Genomic DNA, 16,205 nt, shown 5'->3' with positions numbered 1-16,205 from the left:
GCACCATACCCAAATCCATAGCATAGTTGCCGTCACAAAGCAATGATTCCAGGTCCGCCGACCCCGGCGGGGCGCCGCGCAATAGCTATGTGGAGGACACGTCCGCTGGCTTTTCGGCCACCTCTTCCGCCGCGTCCTGCTTCTCGCGCGCCACCCGCTGCTTTTCCTGATCGCGCTCGATCAGTCGGGCGGCCCAGATGGAGACCTCGTAGAGAAGGATGGTCGGAATGGCCAAGCCAATCTGGCTCATTGGATCAGGTGGCGTCAGCACTGCCGCCACGACAAAGGCAATGACGATCGCCCATTTGCGCTTCTCGGCCAGCGCCTTGGACGACAGCATGCCGACCCGCGTCATCAGGCTGGTCACCACCGGCAGCTGGAACACAAGGCCGAAGGAGAAGATCAGCGTCATGATCAGGCTGAGATATTCCGACACTTTCGGCAACAGCGAAATCTGCACCTGATCGTCGGTGCCGGCCTGCTGCATGGCCAGGAAGAACCACATCACCATCGGCGTGAAGAAGAAATAGACCAGCGAGGCGCCCATCAGGAACAGGACGGGCGATGCGATCAGGAACGGCAGGAAGGCATTGCGTTCGTTCTTGTAGAGGCCAGGCGCAATGAACTTGTAGATCTGCGTGGCGATCAGCGGAAAGGCGATGACCATGCCGCCGAACATGGCGAGCTTGACCTGGGTGAAGAAGAATTCCTGTGGCGCGGTGTAGATCAGCTCGACCTTGTGCGGATCAAGCCCTGCCCACTTCGTCGCCCATTTGAACGGGACGACCAAAAGGTTGAACAGCTTCTTGGCGAAGAAGAAACACACCAGGAAGGCGACGAAGAAGCCGCCTAGCGACCAGATCAGCCGCCGGCGCAGCTCGATCAGATGCTCCATCAGCGGCGCCGACGATTTCTCGATCTCGTCTTTTTCCTTGTCCGAAACGCTCACTTGGCGGCTCCCGCCGTCTTTTTGGCCGCCGGCTTCTTCGCCGCGGCAGGCTTCGGTTCGGCTTTCGGCCCCGTCTTGGTCGCCATCGTCTTGGTCGCAACCGCCTTGGCTGCGGCCGGCTTCGCGGCTTTGGTCGTTTCAGGCTTTGCCGCCGGCACCACCTTCGCGGGCGCCTTGGATACGGGCGTAGTCTTCACGATCGCCGCTTTCGCCGGCGCGGCAGCCTTTGCGCCATTTGCCGACGCCTTGGCAGGCGCTTTTGCGGCCGGCGTGGCCTTCGCCGGCGCAGCCTTGGCCACTTTCTTCGCCGCCACAACTGGTTCCGTCGGCACCGACGCCGTCAGCACCGATTCATCAGTCATTGCCGGGAAAATCGGCGCTGCTGGTGCGGCGTCCGGCCCGTTGACGCCAGGCATGGTGGTTGCCCCGTTTTTCAACGGTTCGGCCGCCTGCAGCGTCGAAGCGGCAGGCGTTGCAGGATCATCGGCCGGCTTCGGCTTCATCACCGCGTCGACGCCGGAGCGCACGTCGGCTGCCGCCTGTTCGAATGGATTGAGCTGCTTCTTGATCTCGGCCATCGGACTGAGGCCCCTGAGCTCGTCGACCGATTTCTTGACGTCGTCGAGCTCGGCTTCCTTCAGCGCCTCGTTGAACTGTTTCTGGAAATCGGCCGCCATCGCGCGCAGCTTCGCCGTCGTGCGCCCGAAGGTGCGCAGCATATTGGGCAAATCCTTGGGCCCGACGACCACGATCATGACGATCGCGATGACCAGCATTTCGGTCCAGCCGACTTCAAACATGGCACTCTGTTCCGACTAGAACCTTTTTGGCTCAGCTCTTGCTGGCTTTTTCCTTCGCGGCCGAAACGGTCTCGTCGGCACGATGTTCGACGGTGCGCTTGTCTTCGGCAACGTCGTCGTCAGCCATGCCCTTCTTGAAGCTCTTGATGCCTTTGGCCATGTCGCCCATCAGCTCGGGAATCTTGCCGCGGCCGAACACCAGCAGCACGATCACCAGCACGATCATCCAGTGCCAAATCGAAAATGAACCCATAGCAAATCTCTCTCGAATGTTTTCCCTGGCGATGATCTATGCGTTTTCGCGTTGGGATTCAAACACAACTGCGACAGAGTTTATGAAAGGGTGGCGGATGTCACGCATTTTCGGCGTGATGGCCCGCTACGAATCCGCGCATCCTCGACAGAATGGCCGCCATTGCCAGTCAATCTTCCGTGACGCGCGGCGTCAGCAGGCCGAGTTCCTCGAGATCGATATCGGTCAGCGCATCCTCGTCGTCGGTCAGCGCATCGGGATCGGACGGCGGCTGCGGAATGGAAAAATTCGACGGCATACGGCCGGAAAGCAGTCCGGCGCCCTTCAGTTCCTCCATGCCGGGAAGGTCGCGGATCTCCTCCAGCGCGAAATGGTCGAGGAAGGTCTCGGTCGTGCCATAGGTAACAGGGCGTCCAGGCGTTTTGCGCCGGCCGCGCATGCGCACCCATTCCGTTTCCAGCAGCGTGTCGAGCGTGCCTTTCGAGGTTTCGACGCCTCTGATGTCCTCGATCTCGGCGCGCGTCACCGGCTGGTGATAGGCGATGATTGCCAACACCTCGAGCGCTGCGCGCGACAGCTTGCGCTGCTGCACCGTGTCGCGGCTCATCAGGAAAGCCAGGTCGCCGGCGGTACGGAACGCCCAGGCATCGCCGACGCGGACCAGATTGACGCCGCGCCGCGCATAGATCTGCTGCAGGTCGGCCATCGCCGCGGCAATGTTGATGCCGTCGGGCAGACGTGCCGCAAGCTGCTTTTCGCTAACAGGTTCGGCGCTGGCGAACACGATCGCCTCGGCCATGCGCACGGCTTCCGCCATATGCAGCCGCTCGGCCGGGTTCTGGACCTGCTCGCCCGGTTCCTGGGAAAACAGCTCCCCTTCCGGTTCGTCGTCTACCTTGAACGGGATAACCGAAGCGTTGGCGCGTTCGCTCATGATGCCACCTCGACTGCCTTGATTGCCTGCGCGCGACCGCGCAGGTAGATCGGCGCGAACACTTCGTCCTGCCGCATGTCCATGCTGCCTTCACGCACCAGTTCCAGCGTGGCCGCGAACGAGCTCGCGATCGCCGTGCGCCGCTCCTCGGGGCTGGTCATGTATTCGATCAGAAAACTTTCCAGCGTCGCCCAGTCGCGAAGCGACCCAACAAGGCGGGTCAGGATGTCGCGCGCATCCTTGAGCGACCAGACACCACGCCTGGCGATCGTCACATTGTTGATCGCCTGCTTCTGCCGCTGCTGCGCATAGGCGGTCAAAAGATCGTAGAGCGACGCCGAATAGGCGTTGCGCTTTTCGACGATGACCATTTCCGGCATGCCGCGCGCGAACACGTCGCGGCCGAGCCGGTTGCGGTTGACCAGGCGCGCCGAGGCGTCGCGCATGGCCTCCAGCCGCTTCAGCCGGAACTGCAGCACCGCCGCCAGCTCCTCGCCGCTTTCGCCCTCGTCGCCCGGCTGCTTGGGGATCAGAAGCTTTGACTTGAGGAAGGCCAGCCACGCCGCCATCACCAGATAGTCGGCAGCAAGCTCGAGCCTGAGCGCCCTCGCCGTCTCGACAAAGGTCAGATATTGCTCGACCAGCGCCAGGATCGAGATTCGCGCCAGATCGACCTTCTGGGTGCGGGCAAGATGCAGCAGCAGATCGAGCGGACCTTCGAAGCCGGCCACGTCGACGACCAGCGACGGATCGCCGGTGACACGCGAATCGTCGTTCTCGGCCCACAGACGGTCCATCGGTGCGGCCTTCGCGGCCTTGCTTTCCAATGTTTCCGCCACGTCCTCTCGCTTCCTTTGTCAGGCCACCGCATCGAAATAGGTGGCGAATTCTGCACGTATCTCGGTTTCTTCAGCCGCGTCGCTTTTCCTGATATAGGTCAGCGCCCGCTTGGCGCGCTCCAGCGACTTGCCTTCAAGCCCCGTGGTCCGCGATGCGATGCCGGCCATCTCCTCGAAAACGCCGTTGCAGTGAAGGACCAGATCGCAGCCCGCCGCAAGGATCGAGGCCGCCTTTGTCGGGAAATCCCCAGAAAGTGCCTTCATCGAGGTGTCGTCGCTCATCAGCAGCCCATCGAAGCCGATTTCACGCCGGATGATCTCGTCGATGACCTTGCCGGAGGTGGTCGCCGGGTTCTTCGGGTCGATGGCGCTGTAGACGACATGCGCCGTCATCGCCATCGGCAGATGGTTGAGCTCCCGGAACGGGGCAAAATCATGCCGTTGCAGATCGCTGAGCGATGCGTCCACCGTCGGCAATTCGAAATGCGTGTCGGCAAAGGCGCGCCCGTGGCCCGGAATGTGCTTCATGACAGGCAGCACACCGCCCGACATCAGCCCTTCGGCGGCAGCGCGGCCGAGTTCGATGACCGGTCGCGGATCCTTGCCATAGGCGCGCGCGCCGATGACGTCGCTGGCGCCTTCGATCGGCACGTCGAGCACCGGCAGGCAATCCGCCGTGATGCCGTAGCGCAGCAGGTCGAAGGCATGCAGCCGCGCCATCAGCCACGCCGCGCGCGCGCCGGCGTCATGGTCGTCGCGCCATAGCGCGCCGAGCGCGCCGCCGGCCGGATAATTCGGCGCCAGTGGCGGGCGCAGGCGCTGCACCCGGCCGCCTTCCTGGTCGATGAACACCAGCGCGTCCGGACGCCCGATGCAGTCGCGCATCTCGGCGACCAGATCGCGGATCTGCTCGGTCTCGCCAATGTTGCGCGCAAACAGGATGAACGCCCACGGGCATTCATTGCGATAGAAATTGATTTCTTCGCGAGTGAGCGATTTCCCGGCACAGCCGAGGATCATGGATTTTGATTCGGTCATGCCGGGAGTTTAGGGCTTCGCGCGATCAAAGGGAATCGCCCCCGGTCGCATGCTGTTGAAGACATATCTCTTCCACATGAAAAAGCCGACGCTGTCTGGGACAGCGCCGGCTTTGATTGGTTGGGTGGCTGCTAGCGCGAGACGAAGCAGTTGCCGCCGGCAGCCTTGTAGCTGGTGCACAGGTTGATCGCGTCGTTACGCGACTGTGCTGGCACGCGCACACGGTAGAACGTACCCTTGCCGGCGATCTCCGCCTTGACGATGTTGGCGGTGCGGCCGGAAAGCACGCTGCCGTAGCGGCGCTGCAGATCCTGGTAGGTCGACTTGGCGCTTTCGACCGTCGGCTGCGAAGCGATCTGCATCGACCACGAACCACCACCGACCGCGGTCGAAGCCGGATCGATGGATGCAACCTGGTCGGGCTTGACCTCACCTACGACATCCACCGGCTGGTCGGACGGGCGCTGCGGCGCGACTGGAACCTTGGCCGGCGTGTTGGCCGACTGCGCTTTGGCCTCTGCCTTGGGCTTGGCTGTCGCCGCCGGCTTGAGGGCCGGCTCATCGTCCGCCTGGGCGGTGGCCGGCGCCACGGTGCCGGTCTGGTCCGCGTCGGCCTGGGCCGCCGGAGCAACATGCTGCGGCGCAGGGTCGGACGGTTCAGCGGCCGCCACTTGCGGTGCCGCGGGCGCCGGGTCCTCACGCGGCACCAGCGAACCGTCTGATTTGACCACCATGGTCCTCACCTTGCGCGGCGCGACGGCGACGACATCGGCGTTGGTGCCCTTGTCAGCTTCCTGCAGCACCTGCGCGATGCGATCCTCGGATTTCGGCGCCGGCGCCGCGGCGTCGGCTGGCGCCGCGCTGGCGGTCGAAGCGGCGCTGCCGTCCTCGGTTCCAGCTGCCGCGGCATCCTGGTCAGTCGAAAGATCGATGGCGCGGGCAGGATCCTTCGCCTGCACATCCACCGGCTCTTCGGTGTTGGTGACCAGTTTTTCCTGGACCGGTTCGGCGGGCTTCGTCCCCTTGACCACCGCGTCGTAGACCTTGTTGTCCTGGTTCGGCACCACCGTGCCGCCTGGATTTTCCGGCTTGACCTTGATCGGTGCGTTGTCGGCCTTGACGATTACCGGTGCTTCGCTGCCGCCCTTGCCGCCGAAAGACAGCGCAAAGGCACCGAGGCCGCCAGCGACCGCCACCGCGCCGACAATGGCGGCAATGAACAGGCCACGTCCGCGCGAAGGCTTCGCGGCCGTCTGCTCTCCGAAACCCGGAACAGCCATCGCCTCGTCCAGGTCGGGATCGTAGTCCAGGTCGTCGACAGTGAAATCGTCCGCCTGTGAAACCGGCTGGCTGCCAGGCAAACTATCGAGGTCGAATTCAGCGGCATCGGCATAGGCGCCCGATGCTGTCGCGCGGGCGGACGCTTCCATCGGCCGCGCCGTGTAGGTCCGCGCTTCCGGCTGATAGCCCGGCTTGACCCCGTCATAGCCCGGCTTGACGCCGTCATAGGCCGGCTTGACCGCGTCATAGGCCGGCTTGGGTTCCTCATGGCCAGGATTGAACCCGGCATTGTAGGATTCATCGCTATAAGAGGCGCTGCTTGCCGGAGCAGGAGCGACCTCCACTGAATTCATCTCGGTGAGAAGGCTGGAGAATTCCGCGTCGAGATCGTCATAGCCAGGCGCCGCCGGCTCGTCTTCCTCGAAGTGCAGCTCCGGAATGTCGAGATCGTCCGCCAGCGCCACGACACGCTCGGGCACGTCGACTGTCTCGACATCGGGCACGTCTTCGTAGCGTGCGGACTGTCGCGGCTGCGGCTCGGATACAGGGGCTGCATAGGCGACGGTCTCGGCCGGCTCGGTCGAACGGTAGGACGGCGCTGCGGTGACTGCCGGCGCCGCGGCCGCTAGTGCTATCGAAGCGGTCGGCTGAGCGCTGAATGCCGGTTGCTGCGGAACCGGCGTCACGCGGCTCCACGAGCGGGTTGGCTCCGGCGACGTCGAACGCTCTGCCAGCCAATCGGGGGACCCGCCCTGATCGTGCCGGGAAGCGGCGGAATCATCCAAGCTCTTGGCCAAAGCGGCGTCGAACGCATCATTGTCGAAATCGACATCACCTTGCGCGGAGACATCCGCGCCCAGATCCTGATCCTGAAGGTCATCGAGCTGCTGATCGTCGAGATCGGGATCGGCTGCTTGGGCAACATCAAGGCGATGCTGTTCCTCAGGCGCGTGTTCGTCGAGACTCCATTCGAGGTCGCCAACAATATCGGCCGGCTCCTCGGTGGTCTTTGCAACTGCGGCGACCGGCGGCTGGGCGGCGACAGCCGGCTGAGCCGTGACGGGCTCCCTGGCCAGCGGCACCCCGCGCGTGGTCATGGCACCCAGCAGCGCATTCAACTCGTCTTCCAGGCTTCGTTCATCCGCGATCGGGGCGTGCACCGGCTCGGCCACAAAGGCAGCTGGCGCCGCCGGTTGGACCGTAGCGGCTGCAACCTCTGGGATCGGTTCCTCGGCCGTCTCGGCAAACGTGTCGCCGAAGTCCAGGTCGAACCCGTCATCCGACGCGCCTTCAGGGCTGGAAATCTCGCCCTTCGCGTCCACTGCATCGGCGCGCACATCATGCGCTTCCGGCTCATCCGCTTCCGGCTCGTGCGTTTCCGGCTCATCGAATGCGACCGGCTCATCCGCGCGACTGTCAAAATCCATGTCGACATCAGCCATGGCGTCGTCGAGATCACCGGCAAAATGCTCGGCGGAGATCGCCTCGACGTCAGGCGCAGCCGCTTGCGCCGGCACAGAATATTCGACCGGATCTGCAGCGGTGGAGGACTGTTCCGCCGCCCAATGGTCGTCGAGCATCAGCTCGTCTTCGAGCGAGATCGCAACCGCATCGTTGAATTCAGGATCGGCGGCCGGCTCGACCGAAGCAGGCGCGTCGGCAATGGCCGCGGCGTGCTGGACCTCGTCGGCTTCCTCGTCAGTCCGGAAGCCCTGATCGAGCGACGCGGCAAGCTCATCCTCCATCGGCTGATCGTCCTCGAAGGGCGAAACGTCTTCGAGCGAACTGGCAACGGCATTGTCGAAATCAGAACCGAAAGCCGGCTCGACGGCTGGTGCGGTTTCGGCAGCGCCCAAATCCGCATGGCCGGCGACATCCGCATGGCTGGCGACGGCTGCGTGGTCGTCGACATCCGCAATGTCCAGATGGAAATCTTCGTCGAACGACACCGCAAGGCCGTCGTCCGCCGCGCCGGCATCAGTCGTTTGGAACGTCGGCTCATGAGCCTCGGCAACCGGAGCGGCGTCGCTGTCGTCAGCGCCGAACTCGCCCATCAGTTCCTTCTCGAGGTCAATATCGAAATCGCTCTCCTGCGCCGACTGATCGGCGACGGGTGCCTTCGGCGGGACAGGCGCTTGCGGCTTGACCGGCTGGCGCGGGTCGAATCCCATGATCCTGGTCAGTTCCGCGAACGGATCATCGTCAGCGATGTCGTTGTTGTCGGCTACTCTCAGCTGGGTTCTGTCTGCCATTATTGTTCCCGAACTCGCACTCATTCGGACGCCATGGACGTCGCGTAGGGTTGGCCCTTACCAGCGCAATGTGGGCAAAAGGTGACAGGTTTTTTAGTCAAACCTAACGCATTTCGGTGGGCGCAGCGGCTCCGATCAACGTCAGGCCGGACGTGAGAACGTCCGAAACAGCCTGCACCAGCCCTAGTCTGGCATGCGTCAATTGTCGGTCGTTAACCTTAACAAAACGTAAGTCCGGATTATCTGTGCCACGGTTCCAGTGTCCGTGGAAACTGGAAGCCAGATCATAGAGGTAGAATGCCAGCCTATGCGGCTCGAGCGCAAGGGCCGCGGACTCGATCAGGCGCGGGTATTCGGCAAGCTTGCGGATCAGGCCGATCTCGCCCTCGTCAGTCAGCAAAGCACCCGCGGACGCCAGGCTGTTGCGATCGAAATTGGCCTCGCCCAGCTGCTCGCTGGCTTGCCTGAACACCGAATGGCAGCGCGCCGAGGCATACTGCACATAGAACACCGGGTTGTCCTTGGACTGCTCGGTCACCTTGGCGAAGTCGAAGTCGAGCGGCGCATCGTTCTTGCGATAGAGCATCATGAAGCGCACGGCATCCCGTCCCACCTCCTCGATGACTTCGCGAAGGGTCACAAAATTCCCGGTCCGCTTTCCCATCCGCACAGGTTCACCCTCGCGAAACAGCTTCACCAACTGGCAAAGCAGCACGGTAAGCTTGACCTTATCACCGGCAATCGCGCGCGCTAAGGCCTCCAGCCGCTTGACATAGCCGCCATGGTCGGCGCCGAGCACGTAGATCAGGTCGACGAAACCGCGATCGATCTTGTCCTTGAGATAGGCGACGTCGGCGGCGAAATAGGTGAACGAACCATCCGACTTGACCAGCGCCCGGTCCATGTCGTCGCCGACGGCGGTCGAGCGGAACAGCGTCTGCTCGCGATCCTCCCAGTCGTCGGGCTTCTCGCCCTTGGGTGGCGGCAGCTTGCCCTTGTAGATATGACCCTTCAGCGTCAGGTCGTTGATCGCCGAGCGGATCTTCTTTGCGTTGTCGGCGTGCAGAGTGCGTTCGGAGAAGAACACGTCGTGATGGACGTTGAGCATCGCCAGATCCTCGCGGATCATCGCCATCATCGCATCGATGGTGCGGTCCTTGACGATGGCCAGGGCCTCGTCTTCCGGCATCTGCAGCAGCGAGCGGCCGAACTCCCTGGCCAGCGCCTCGCCGACAGGGACCAGGTAATCGCCGGGATAGAGCCCGGCCGGAATCTCGCCGATATCCTCGCCAAGCGCCTCGCGGTAGCGCAGCACGACAGAACGGCCGAGCACGTCGATCTGCGAGCCGGCGTCGTTGATGACGTATTCCTTGGTCACGTCGTAGCCGGCGAAGGCCATCAGGTTGGCAAGCGCATCGCCAACCACAGCGCCCCGGCAATGGCCGACATGCATCGGGCCCGTCGGATTGGCCGAGACATACTCGACATTGGTTTTCCTGCCGCCGCCAACCGTCGAGCGGCCATAGTTGCGGCCTTCGCCAAGCAGCGCGGTCAGATGCGCCTGCCAGAAGCCATCCTTGAGCCTGAGATTGACGAAACCGGGACCGGCAACCTCTGTGGCGGCAACGTCCTTGTCCTCACGCAGCGCCTGCGCCAGTCTTTCGGCCAGAGCACGCGGATTCTGGCCGGTCGGCTTGGCCAGCACCATCGCCGCATTGGTCGCCAGGTCGCCATGGCTGGCGTCGCGCGGCGGTTCGACGGCAATGCGCGACAGGTCCGGCGAAACGCCATCATTGTCTTTCAGATCAAGCGCTTCGACGGCTTTTATGATTCGCGCGGTGAAATCGGCGAAGATGTTCATTTGTGTGACTCTGGGGACTGACTCTGGCGGCTTTGTAGCGAATCCGGCTCGTTGGCCGGCAAAATCGAGCCCGCCCTAGCTCAAATCCGGAGTGCGGTCAAACAAACGCCGATGTTCCTTGAGTGCGTAGGTGTCGGTCATGCCGGCCAGGAAGTCGGTCACGCTGCGCGCCTTGATGCGATCGTCGGCCCGATCCAGCCCTTCGCGCCAGCCGTCCGGCATGGCGCGCGGATCGGCGAAATAGGCATCGAACAGGTCTCTGACGATCTGCTCGGCGTCGGCGCGCACCCGCATCACCTCCTCGTGCCGGTAGAGATGCTTGTAGAGAAAGGCCTTCAGCTCTTTCTCGAAGGCAGCCATTTCAGTCGAAAAAGTCACCATCGTCTCCCCGGCCGACCTCACCGCGTCGGCGCTCCGCGGCCTGATCCGCTCCAGATTGGCAGTGGTGGAAACAATGACATCCTCGACCATCGCGGTGATCTGGCGCCGCATCAGTTCATGGCCGGTACGCACGTCGTCGAGCGCCGGATAGCGTGCGCGCACGCCCTTCAGGATCGTTCCCGGCAGCGAAACAGTCTCCAGCATGTCCAGCGTCAGCAGCCCTGCCCTCAGCCCGTCGTCGATGTCATGCGTGTTGTAGGCGATATCGTCGGCAATCGCCGCGCATTGCGCCTCGATGCCGGCAAACCGGGCCAGCTCGAGGTCGTGCAGCTCGGAATAATCACGGATCGCCTGCGGCACCGGCCCTTTCAGACCCTTTCCGTTGGCGTCCGTCAGCGGTCCATTGTGCTTGACCAGGCCTTCGAGCGTTTCCCAGGTCAGGTTGAGCCCGTCGAACTCGGCATAGCGCGCCTCCAGCCTTGTCACGATGCGCAGTGATTGCGCATTGTGGTCGAAGCCGCCCCAGGCGGCCATCTTCTCGTTCAGCGCGTCCTCGCCCGTATGGCCGAAGGGCGTGTGGCCGAAATCATGCACCAGCGCCACCGCTTCGGCGAGATCCTCGTCGCCGCGCAACGCCCGCGCCAGTGCACGCGCGATCTGCGCCACTTCGATCGAATGGGTCAGGCGGGTGCGATAATGATCGCCTTCGTGCGCGATGAAGACCTGCGTCTTGTGTTTGAGCCGCCGGAACGCCGTCGAATGAATGATGCGGTCACGATCGCGCTGGAATGGCGTGCGGGTCGGGCTCTCAACCTCGTCGAAAAGCCGCCCGCGCGACTTTGCCGGATCGCAGGCATAGGCCGCGCGTGGCCGATAGCCGAATCCGATGTCGCCCAACTCGTTGGTCATGATCGATGCCGCAGTTGACTAGGTTGACTTGGCCGCTCGCGCTTCATACCTATCATGTGAAACCGAAAGCAAGGTGACGCCCATGGGCGCGGATGCCAAGACTGCCATGAAAGTCGACATGACCGAGGCCGCCGCCAGGCGGATCGCCAAGATTGTCTCTGGCGAAGCCGGCAAGACGGCGCTGCGCGTTTCGGTCGAAGGCGGCGGTTGCTCCGGCTTTTCCTACAAGTTCGACCTGGTCGCCACGCGCAACGACGATGACGTCGCCATCGAGAAGGATGGCGCCACGGTGCTGATCGACGATCTGTCGCTGGTCTATATGGGCGGCTCGGTGATCGATTTCGTCGACGACCTGATGGGCCAGTCGTTCCAGATCAGGAACCCGAATGCCGTCGCCTCCTGCGGCTGCGGCACGAGCTTTTCCATATAGAAATGCCTGCAATCGGCGCGGTCCGTCAGATCGCGTTGTCGGCCGGGCGCAACCTTGACGCCACGCTGGCCTTCTGGCGCGATGTGCTCGGCATGAACGTGCATGCGCGCTTCGATCCGCCGGGCATCGCTTTCATCATGGCTGGCGATGTGCGGCTGTTGTTCACCGACGGCATACCGGCCGGAACCGTCTATCTCGACATATCGGGCCTCGACGATTTCCACGCCGAGGCAAAAGCCGCAGGCGTCCCCTTCACCGCGCCGCCGACGCTCGTCCATCGTGACACCGAAGGCCAGTTCGGTCCGGCGGGGGAAAGCGAATGGATGGCCTTCCTAAAGGACCCGGCTGGCAATACGATCGGCCTGGTCGAACGCCACCCGCCGCAAGAACAATGAGACTGTCATGAAAATCGTCACCTGGAACATCAACGGCGTGCGCGCACGCATCGGGAACCTCACCCATTGGCTGACCGAGAGCGCGCCCGACATCGTCTGCCTGCAGGAGATCAAGACGGTCGACGACCAGTTTCCGCGCGCCGAGATCGAGGCGCTTGGCTACAATGTCGAAACCCACGGCCAGAAAGGCTTCAACGGTGTCGCCATCCTGTCGAAACTGCGCTTCGACGAGGTCAATCGCGGCCTGCCGGGCGACGATGCCGACGAGCAGGCGCGTTTCATCGAAGGCGTTTTCTCGACCGACAAGGGCGCGCTGCGCGTCGTCTCGCTCTATCTGCCGAACGGCAACCCGATCGATGACGAGAAGAAGTTCCCCTTCAAGCTGTCCTGGATGGCGCGGCTGGAGCGCTGGGCGCAGGAACGATTGAGGCTGGAGGAGGCCCTGGTTCTGGCCGGCGACTACAACGTCATTCCCGAGCCGATCGACGCACGGTTTCCGGAAAACTGGCTGGGCGACGCACTGTTCCAGCCGCAGACGCGGCAAGCCTTCCGCCGGCTGCTCAATCTTGGTTTCACCGAGGCGGTGCGCGCGGTCACCGACGTGTCAGACACCTACACGTTCTGGGACTATCAGGCAGGCGCCTGGCAGAAGAACAACGGCATCCGCATCGACCATCTGCTGCTGTCCCCGGAAGCCGCCAACCGGTTTTCTTCCGCCACGATCGAAAAGCATGTGCGCGCCTGGGAAAAGCCGTCCGATCACGTGCCGGTGGCGATCGATCTCGCGCTCCAGCCTGTCTGAGGGAGAGCCACCTCCTGACCCCGGACCCGCCGGCGCTGGACCTCATATAGCCACATTCCGGCGCATGATGGGAGATCATCATGGCGGCCGGGGTTCCCATGACCATTCGTATTGCTCTTTGTCCGATCGGCTTGGCATTTGCCATGGCCGCTCCTGCAGCGGCCCTCGCCGATCAGGAATGCCTGGCCAACGGAAAATCCTACCAGGTCGGCCAGGTCGCCTGCCTGACGATTGCCGACCAGAGCCATCTGGCCCGCTGCGACATGGTGCTCAACAACACGTCGTGGACGAAGGTCGGGGATAGCTGCCCCGCAAATACGATGGCGCCTCATCTGCATGTGACGCCGATTTCGACGCCGGCCCCCAGCATGGTGCCGACGGAACCGACCGAGAACTGATCAACATCGAAATCGAATGCTGTTGGTGAGGCCGGCGCGGCCGCGAGACTACTGGTCTGCGTTGCCGCCCTTGGTGAGGATGTCGTCAGCCAGCGAGATCGCGGTGCGGCGGTCGGCTTCGCCGGCGGTGGCAAATGCCTCTTCCTGCATGCCGCGGATCCACGGCTGATCGGCCGGCGAAGCGCGCTCGAGCGCGGCGGTCATCATCGCCAGGCCGCGAACGATCTTGCCGCTCTGGAACAACAAATGGCCCAGCGTCGCCTGCGCGCCGGCATGGCCCTTCTCGGCGGCAAGCTGGAACCAGCGCCCGGCCTGCTTGACGCTGGCCTTCACGCCGCCCTCGCCCTTCAGGAACATCTGACCCATCTCGAACTGCGCGTTCGGATTGCGGTAGTTGGCGGCGGCGCGCATGTAATATTCCTGGGCCGCCACCTCGTTCTCGGTGACCGGGGTGCCGGGAATGCCCTTGCGCAGATAATCGCCCAGCGCCACCAGCGCGTCGGAGACGTAGCTTTCCTCGGGCGAGCCGGGCTCGACATCCTGGTCGACGATCTCGGAGAAGAACTTGAACGCCTCGTAGTCATCGCGCGCCACGCCATCGCCCTCGGCATACATGCGGGCAAGCTTCCACGTGGCGCCGATCTGGCCGTTTTCGGCGGCGTATTTATAGGCCTCGGCGGCCTGTTCCTTGTGGCCGTTCTTGTAGGCGGAGAAGCCGAACTGAAACACCGCCCATGGGCTGGATTGCGGCTTCACGCCGGTCTTGTCGTCGAACACCTTGTCGTCGAAGGCCATAGCCTGGCCCACGGCGCCAAAGGTCGCGCCAAAAGTGGCGAACACGACCAGTGCCGAAAAGACAGACGACCTCAACAACTCAGATGTCCGCATAACAGTGTGTTTCTTTCGCACCGCCCGGATGGGTGACCGCGCCATCGCGCGCCGGCCCAACCGTCTGTGCATATTTCCATATCGCGCCCGACTGATAGTCGGTCGTGCGCGCCTTCCAGGTCTTTGCCCTCGCCGCCAGTTCGCTGTCCGACAACGCCACCTCGATCGTGCCGTTCACCGCGTCGATCGAAATCACGTCGCCATCCCTGAGCAGCCCGATCGGGCCGCCCACGGCTGCCTCAGGCCCGACATGGCCGATGCAGAAGCCGCGCGTCGCGCCCGAGAAGCGGCCGTCGGTGATCAACGCCACCTTGCCGCCCATGCCCTGGCCGTAGAGGGCTGCCGTCGTCGACAGCATTTCGCGCATGCCTGGGCCGCCGCGGGGCCCTTCGTAACGGATGACGAGAACCTCGCCTTCCCTGTAGTTGCGATGTGTCACCGCCTCGAAACATTCCTCTTCCGACTCGAAGCAGCGCGCCGGGCCGGAGAACTTCAGCTCCGACATGCCGGCGACCTTGACGATCGCCCCTTCGGGGGCAAGGTTTCCCTTCAACCCCACGACACCGCCGGTTTGAGTAATGGGTCTGTTGGCCGGGCGGACCACATCCTGATGTTCATTCCAGGCAACGTGCTGCATGTTTTCGGCCAAAGTGCGGCCAGTCACCGTCAGGCAGTCGCCATGCAGATAGCCGTGGTCGAGCAGCGTCTTCATCAGCAGCGGAATGCCGCCGGCCTCGAACATGTCCTTGGCAACATATTTGCCGCCCGGCTTGAGGTCGGCGATGTAAGGCGTCTTCTCGAAGATTTTCGCCACGTCGAACAGGTCGAACTTGATGCCGGCCTCGTGCGCGATCGCCGGCAGATGCAGTGCTGCGTTGGTCGAGCCGCCAGTGGCCGAAACCACCGTCGCCGCGTTCTCCAGCGCCTTCAGCGTGACGATGTCGCGCGGCCGGATGTTTTTCGCGATCAGTTCCATGATCTTTTCGCCCGAGGCGAAATTGAAACGGTCGCGCATCTCGTAAGGCGCCGGCGCGCCACAGGAATAGGGCAGTGCCAGGCCGATGGCCTCGGCAACGGTTGCCATTGTGTTGGCGGTGAACTGGGCGCCGCAGGAGCCGGCCGACGGACAGGCGGCCTGCTCGATTTCAAGCAGCTCGGCATCACCGATCGTACCGACCGAATGCTGGCCGACCGCCTCGAACACATCCTGTACGGTGATCTGCCTGCCGCGATAGCTGCCTGGCAGGATCGACCCGCCATAGATGAAGATCGACGGCACGTTGAGACGCACCATGGCCATCATCATGCCGGGCAGCGACTTGTCGCAGCCGGCCAGCCCAACCAGCGCATCGTAGCAATGGCCGCGCATGGTGAGCTCGACTGAATCGGCGATGACCTCGCGCGACACCAGCGACGACTTCATGCCCTGGTGGCCCATGGCGATGCCGTCTGTCACGGTGATGGTGCAGAATTCGCGCGGCGTGCCGCTGGCGGCCGCGACGCCCTTCTTGACCACCTGCGCCTGGCGCATCAGCGAGATGTTGCAGGGAGCCGCTTCGTTCCAGCAGGATGCGACACCGACCAGCGGCTGCGCGATCTCGGCCGCCGACAAACCCATGGCATAGAGATAGGAACGGTGCGGCGCACGCGCCGGACCGACGGTCACATGGCGGCTCGGGAGCTTGGCCTTGGAAATGACTTTGGCGTCCATACTCTTCCTTGCCGCGGGCGGTGCGGCCTGTCCCATCGCCGAGCCTTTTGGCGCGTGTCCCGAGACAAGATCGAGGTGCGCCGG

The 16,205-nt window shown here is 63.4% G+C and carries 15 protein-coding genes; 4 read left to right on the top strand and 11 right to left on the bottom strand.

Annotated elements, in window-relative coordinates:
- Window positions 1-85: 85 nt before the first annotated feature.
- The 9 genes from tatC to AC1RZR_RS19500 all read right to left on the bottom strand — a co-directional run bounded on the left by tatC (window position 86) and on the right by AC1RZR_RS19500 (window position 11,497).
- Window positions 86-949 (bottom strand): twin-arginine translocase subunit TatC, encoded by an 864-nt coding sequence (gene tatC, locus AC1RZR_RS19540; protein ID WP_477279129.1) that lies wholly within the window; start codon window positions 947-949, stop codon window positions 86-88.
- Complete coding sequence (gene tatB / locus AC1RZR_RS19535; protein WP_477279127.1) at window positions 946-1,749, bottom strand: Sec-independent protein translocase protein TatB; 804 nt, start codon at window positions 1,747-1,749, stop codon at window positions 946-948. The genes tatC and tatB overlap by 4 nt, the downstream gene beginning before the upstream one ends.
- Window positions 1,750-1,780: 31 nt before the next feature.
- Complete coding sequence (locus AC1RZR_RS19530) at window positions 1,781-2,002, bottom strand: twin-arginine translocase TatA/TatE family subunit (RefSeq protein ID WP_095087696.1); 222 nt, start codon at window positions 2,000-2,002, stop codon at window positions 1,781-1,783.
- Window positions 2,003-2,171: 169 nt separating this feature from the next.
- A complete protein-coding gene (scpB, locus tag AC1RZR_RS19525) occupies window positions 2,172-2,936 on the bottom strand; it encodes an SMC-Scp complex subunit ScpB (RefSeq protein ID WP_481825658.1) in 765 nt (254 codons plus the stop codon).
- Entirely contained in the window at window positions 2,933-3,733 is an 801-nt protein-coding gene (locus tag AC1RZR_RS19520; RefSeq protein WP_477279295.1) for a segregation and condensation protein A, read from the bottom strand. The genes scpB and AC1RZR_RS19520 overlap by 4 nt, the downstream gene beginning before the upstream one ends.
- Before the next feature lie 60 nt (window positions 3,734-3,793).
- Window positions 3,794-4,813, bottom strand: a complete 1,020-nt coding sequence (gene nagZ, locus AC1RZR_RS19515) for a beta-N-acetylhexosaminidase (protein ID WP_481825657.1) — start codon at window positions 4,811-4,813, stop codon at window positions 3,794-3,796.
- 131 nt (window positions 4,814-4,944) lie between these two features.
- Window positions 4,945-8,346, bottom strand: coding sequence for an SPOR domain-containing protein (locus tag AC1RZR_RS19510; RefSeq protein WP_481825656.1), 3,402 nt, complete (start codon window positions 8,344-8,346; stop codon window positions 4,945-4,947).
- A gap of 103 nt (window positions 8,347-8,449) precedes the next feature.
- On the bottom strand, window positions 8,450-10,207 hold the full coding sequence (gene argS, locus AC1RZR_RS19505; RefSeq protein ID WP_481825655.1) for an arginine--tRNA ligase: 1,758 nt from the start codon (window positions 10,205-10,207) through the stop codon (window positions 8,450-8,452).
- A gap of 75 nt (window positions 10,208-10,282) precedes the next feature.
- Window positions 10,283-11,497: a deoxyguanosinetriphosphate triphosphohydrolase gene (locus tag AC1RZR_RS19500; protein ID WP_477279117.1), complete on the bottom strand. Its 1,215-nt coding sequence runs from the start codon at window positions 11,495-11,497 to the stop codon at window positions 10,283-10,285.
- Between the two features lie 82 nt (window positions 11,498-11,579).
- Here AC1RZR_RS19500 and erpA point away from each other — a divergent pair, with 82 nt between their 5' ends.
- The 4 genes from erpA (at window position 11,580) to AC1RZR_RS19480 (ending at window position 13,522) form a co-directional block, all read left to right on the top strand.
- Window positions 11,580-11,927, top strand: a complete 348-nt coding sequence (erpA, locus tag AC1RZR_RS19495; RefSeq protein WP_481825654.1) for an iron-sulfur cluster insertion protein ErpA — start codon at window positions 11,580-11,582, stop codon at window positions 11,925-11,927.
- A 2-nt stretch (window positions 11,928-11,929) separates the two neighbouring features.
- Window positions 11,930-12,322: a VOC family protein gene (locus AC1RZR_RS19490; RefSeq protein ID WP_477279115.1), complete on the top strand. Its 393-nt coding sequence runs from the start codon at window positions 11,930-11,932 to the stop codon at window positions 12,320-12,322.
- Window positions 12,323-12,329: 7 nt separating this feature from the next.
- Window positions 12,330-13,124, top strand: a complete 795-nt coding sequence (gene xth, locus AC1RZR_RS19485) for an exodeoxyribonuclease III (protein WP_481825653.1) — start codon at window positions 12,330-12,332, stop codon at window positions 13,122-13,124.
- A gap of 80 nt (window positions 13,125-13,204) precedes the next feature.
- Entirely contained in the window at window positions 13,205-13,522 is a 318-nt protein-coding gene (locus AC1RZR_RS19480) for a hypothetical protein (RefSeq protein WP_477279111.1), read from the top strand.
- Window positions 13,523-13,570: 48 nt separating this feature from the next.
- On the opposite strand, the gene AC1RZR_RS19475 is transcribed toward AC1RZR_RS19480, so the two are convergent.
- Window positions 13,571-14,410: a tetratricopeptide repeat protein gene (locus tag AC1RZR_RS19475; protein ID WP_481825652.1), complete on the bottom strand. Its 840-nt coding sequence runs from the start codon at window positions 14,408-14,410 to the stop codon at window positions 13,571-13,573.
- Window positions 14,397-16,121: a dihydroxy-acid dehydratase gene (gene ilvD, locus AC1RZR_RS19470; protein WP_481825651.1), complete on the bottom strand. Its 1,725-nt coding sequence runs from the start codon at window positions 16,119-16,121 to the stop codon at window positions 14,397-14,399. Before ilvD ends, AC1RZR_RS19475 begins: the two co-directional genes overlap by 14 nt.
- Window positions 16,122-16,205: the final 84 nt, after the last annotated feature.

Source organism: Mesorhizobium bavaricum (assembly GCF_056781655.1).
This window is presented reverse-complemented; position numbering and strand designations above follow the sequence as displayed.

Coding starts and splice junctions, on each gene's coding strand:
- tatB (WP_477279127.1), bottom strand. CDS start 1,749: ATGTTTGAAGTCGGCTGGACCGAAATGCTGGTCATCGCGATCGTCATG.
- AC1RZR_RS19530 (WP_095087696.1), bottom strand. CDS start 2,002: ATGGGTTCATTTTCGATTTGGCACTGGATGATCGTGCTGGTGATCGTG.
- scpB (WP_481825658.1), bottom strand. CDS start 2,936: ATGAGCGAACGCGCCAACGCTTCGGTTATCCCGTTCAAGGTAGACGAC.
- AC1RZR_RS19520 (WP_477279295.1), bottom strand. CDS start 3,733: ATGGACCGTCTGTGGGCCGAGAACGACGATTCGCGTGTCACCGGCGAT.
- nagZ (WP_481825657.1), bottom strand. CDS start 4,813: ATGACCGAATCAAAATCCATGATCCTCGGCTGTGCCGGGAAATCGCTC.
- AC1RZR_RS19510 (WP_481825656.1), bottom strand. CDS start 8,346: ATGGCAGACAGAACCCAGCTGAGAGTAGCCGACAACAACGACATCGCT.
- argS (WP_481825655.1), bottom strand. CDS start 10,207: ATGAACATCTTCGCCGATTTCACCGCGCGAATCATAAAAGCCGTCGAA.
- AC1RZR_RS19500 (WP_477279117.1), bottom strand. CDS start 11,497: ATGACCAACGAGTTGGGCGACATCGGATTCGGCTATCGGCCACGCGCG.
- erpA (WP_481825654.1), top strand. CDS start 11,580: ATGGGCGCGGATGCCAAGACTGCCATGAAAGTCGACATGACCGAGGCC.
- AC1RZR_RS19490 (WP_477279115.1), top strand. CDS start 11,930: ATGCCTGCAATCGGCGCGGTCCGTCAGATCGCGTTGTCGGCCGGGCGC.
- xth (WP_481825653.1), top strand. CDS start 12,330: ATGAAAATCGTCACCTGGAACATCAACGGCGTGCGCGCACGCATCGGG.
- AC1RZR_RS19480 (WP_477279111.1), top strand. CDS start 13,205: ATGGCGGCCGGGGTTCCCATGACCATTCGTATTGCTCTTTGTCCGATC.
- AC1RZR_RS19475 (WP_481825652.1), bottom strand. CDS start 14,410: ATGCGGACATCTGAGTTGTTGAGGTCGTCTGTCTTTTCGGCACTGGTC.
- ilvD (WP_481825651.1), bottom strand. CDS start 16,121: ATGGACGCCAAAGTCATTTCCAAGGCCAAGCTCCCGAGCCGCCATGTG.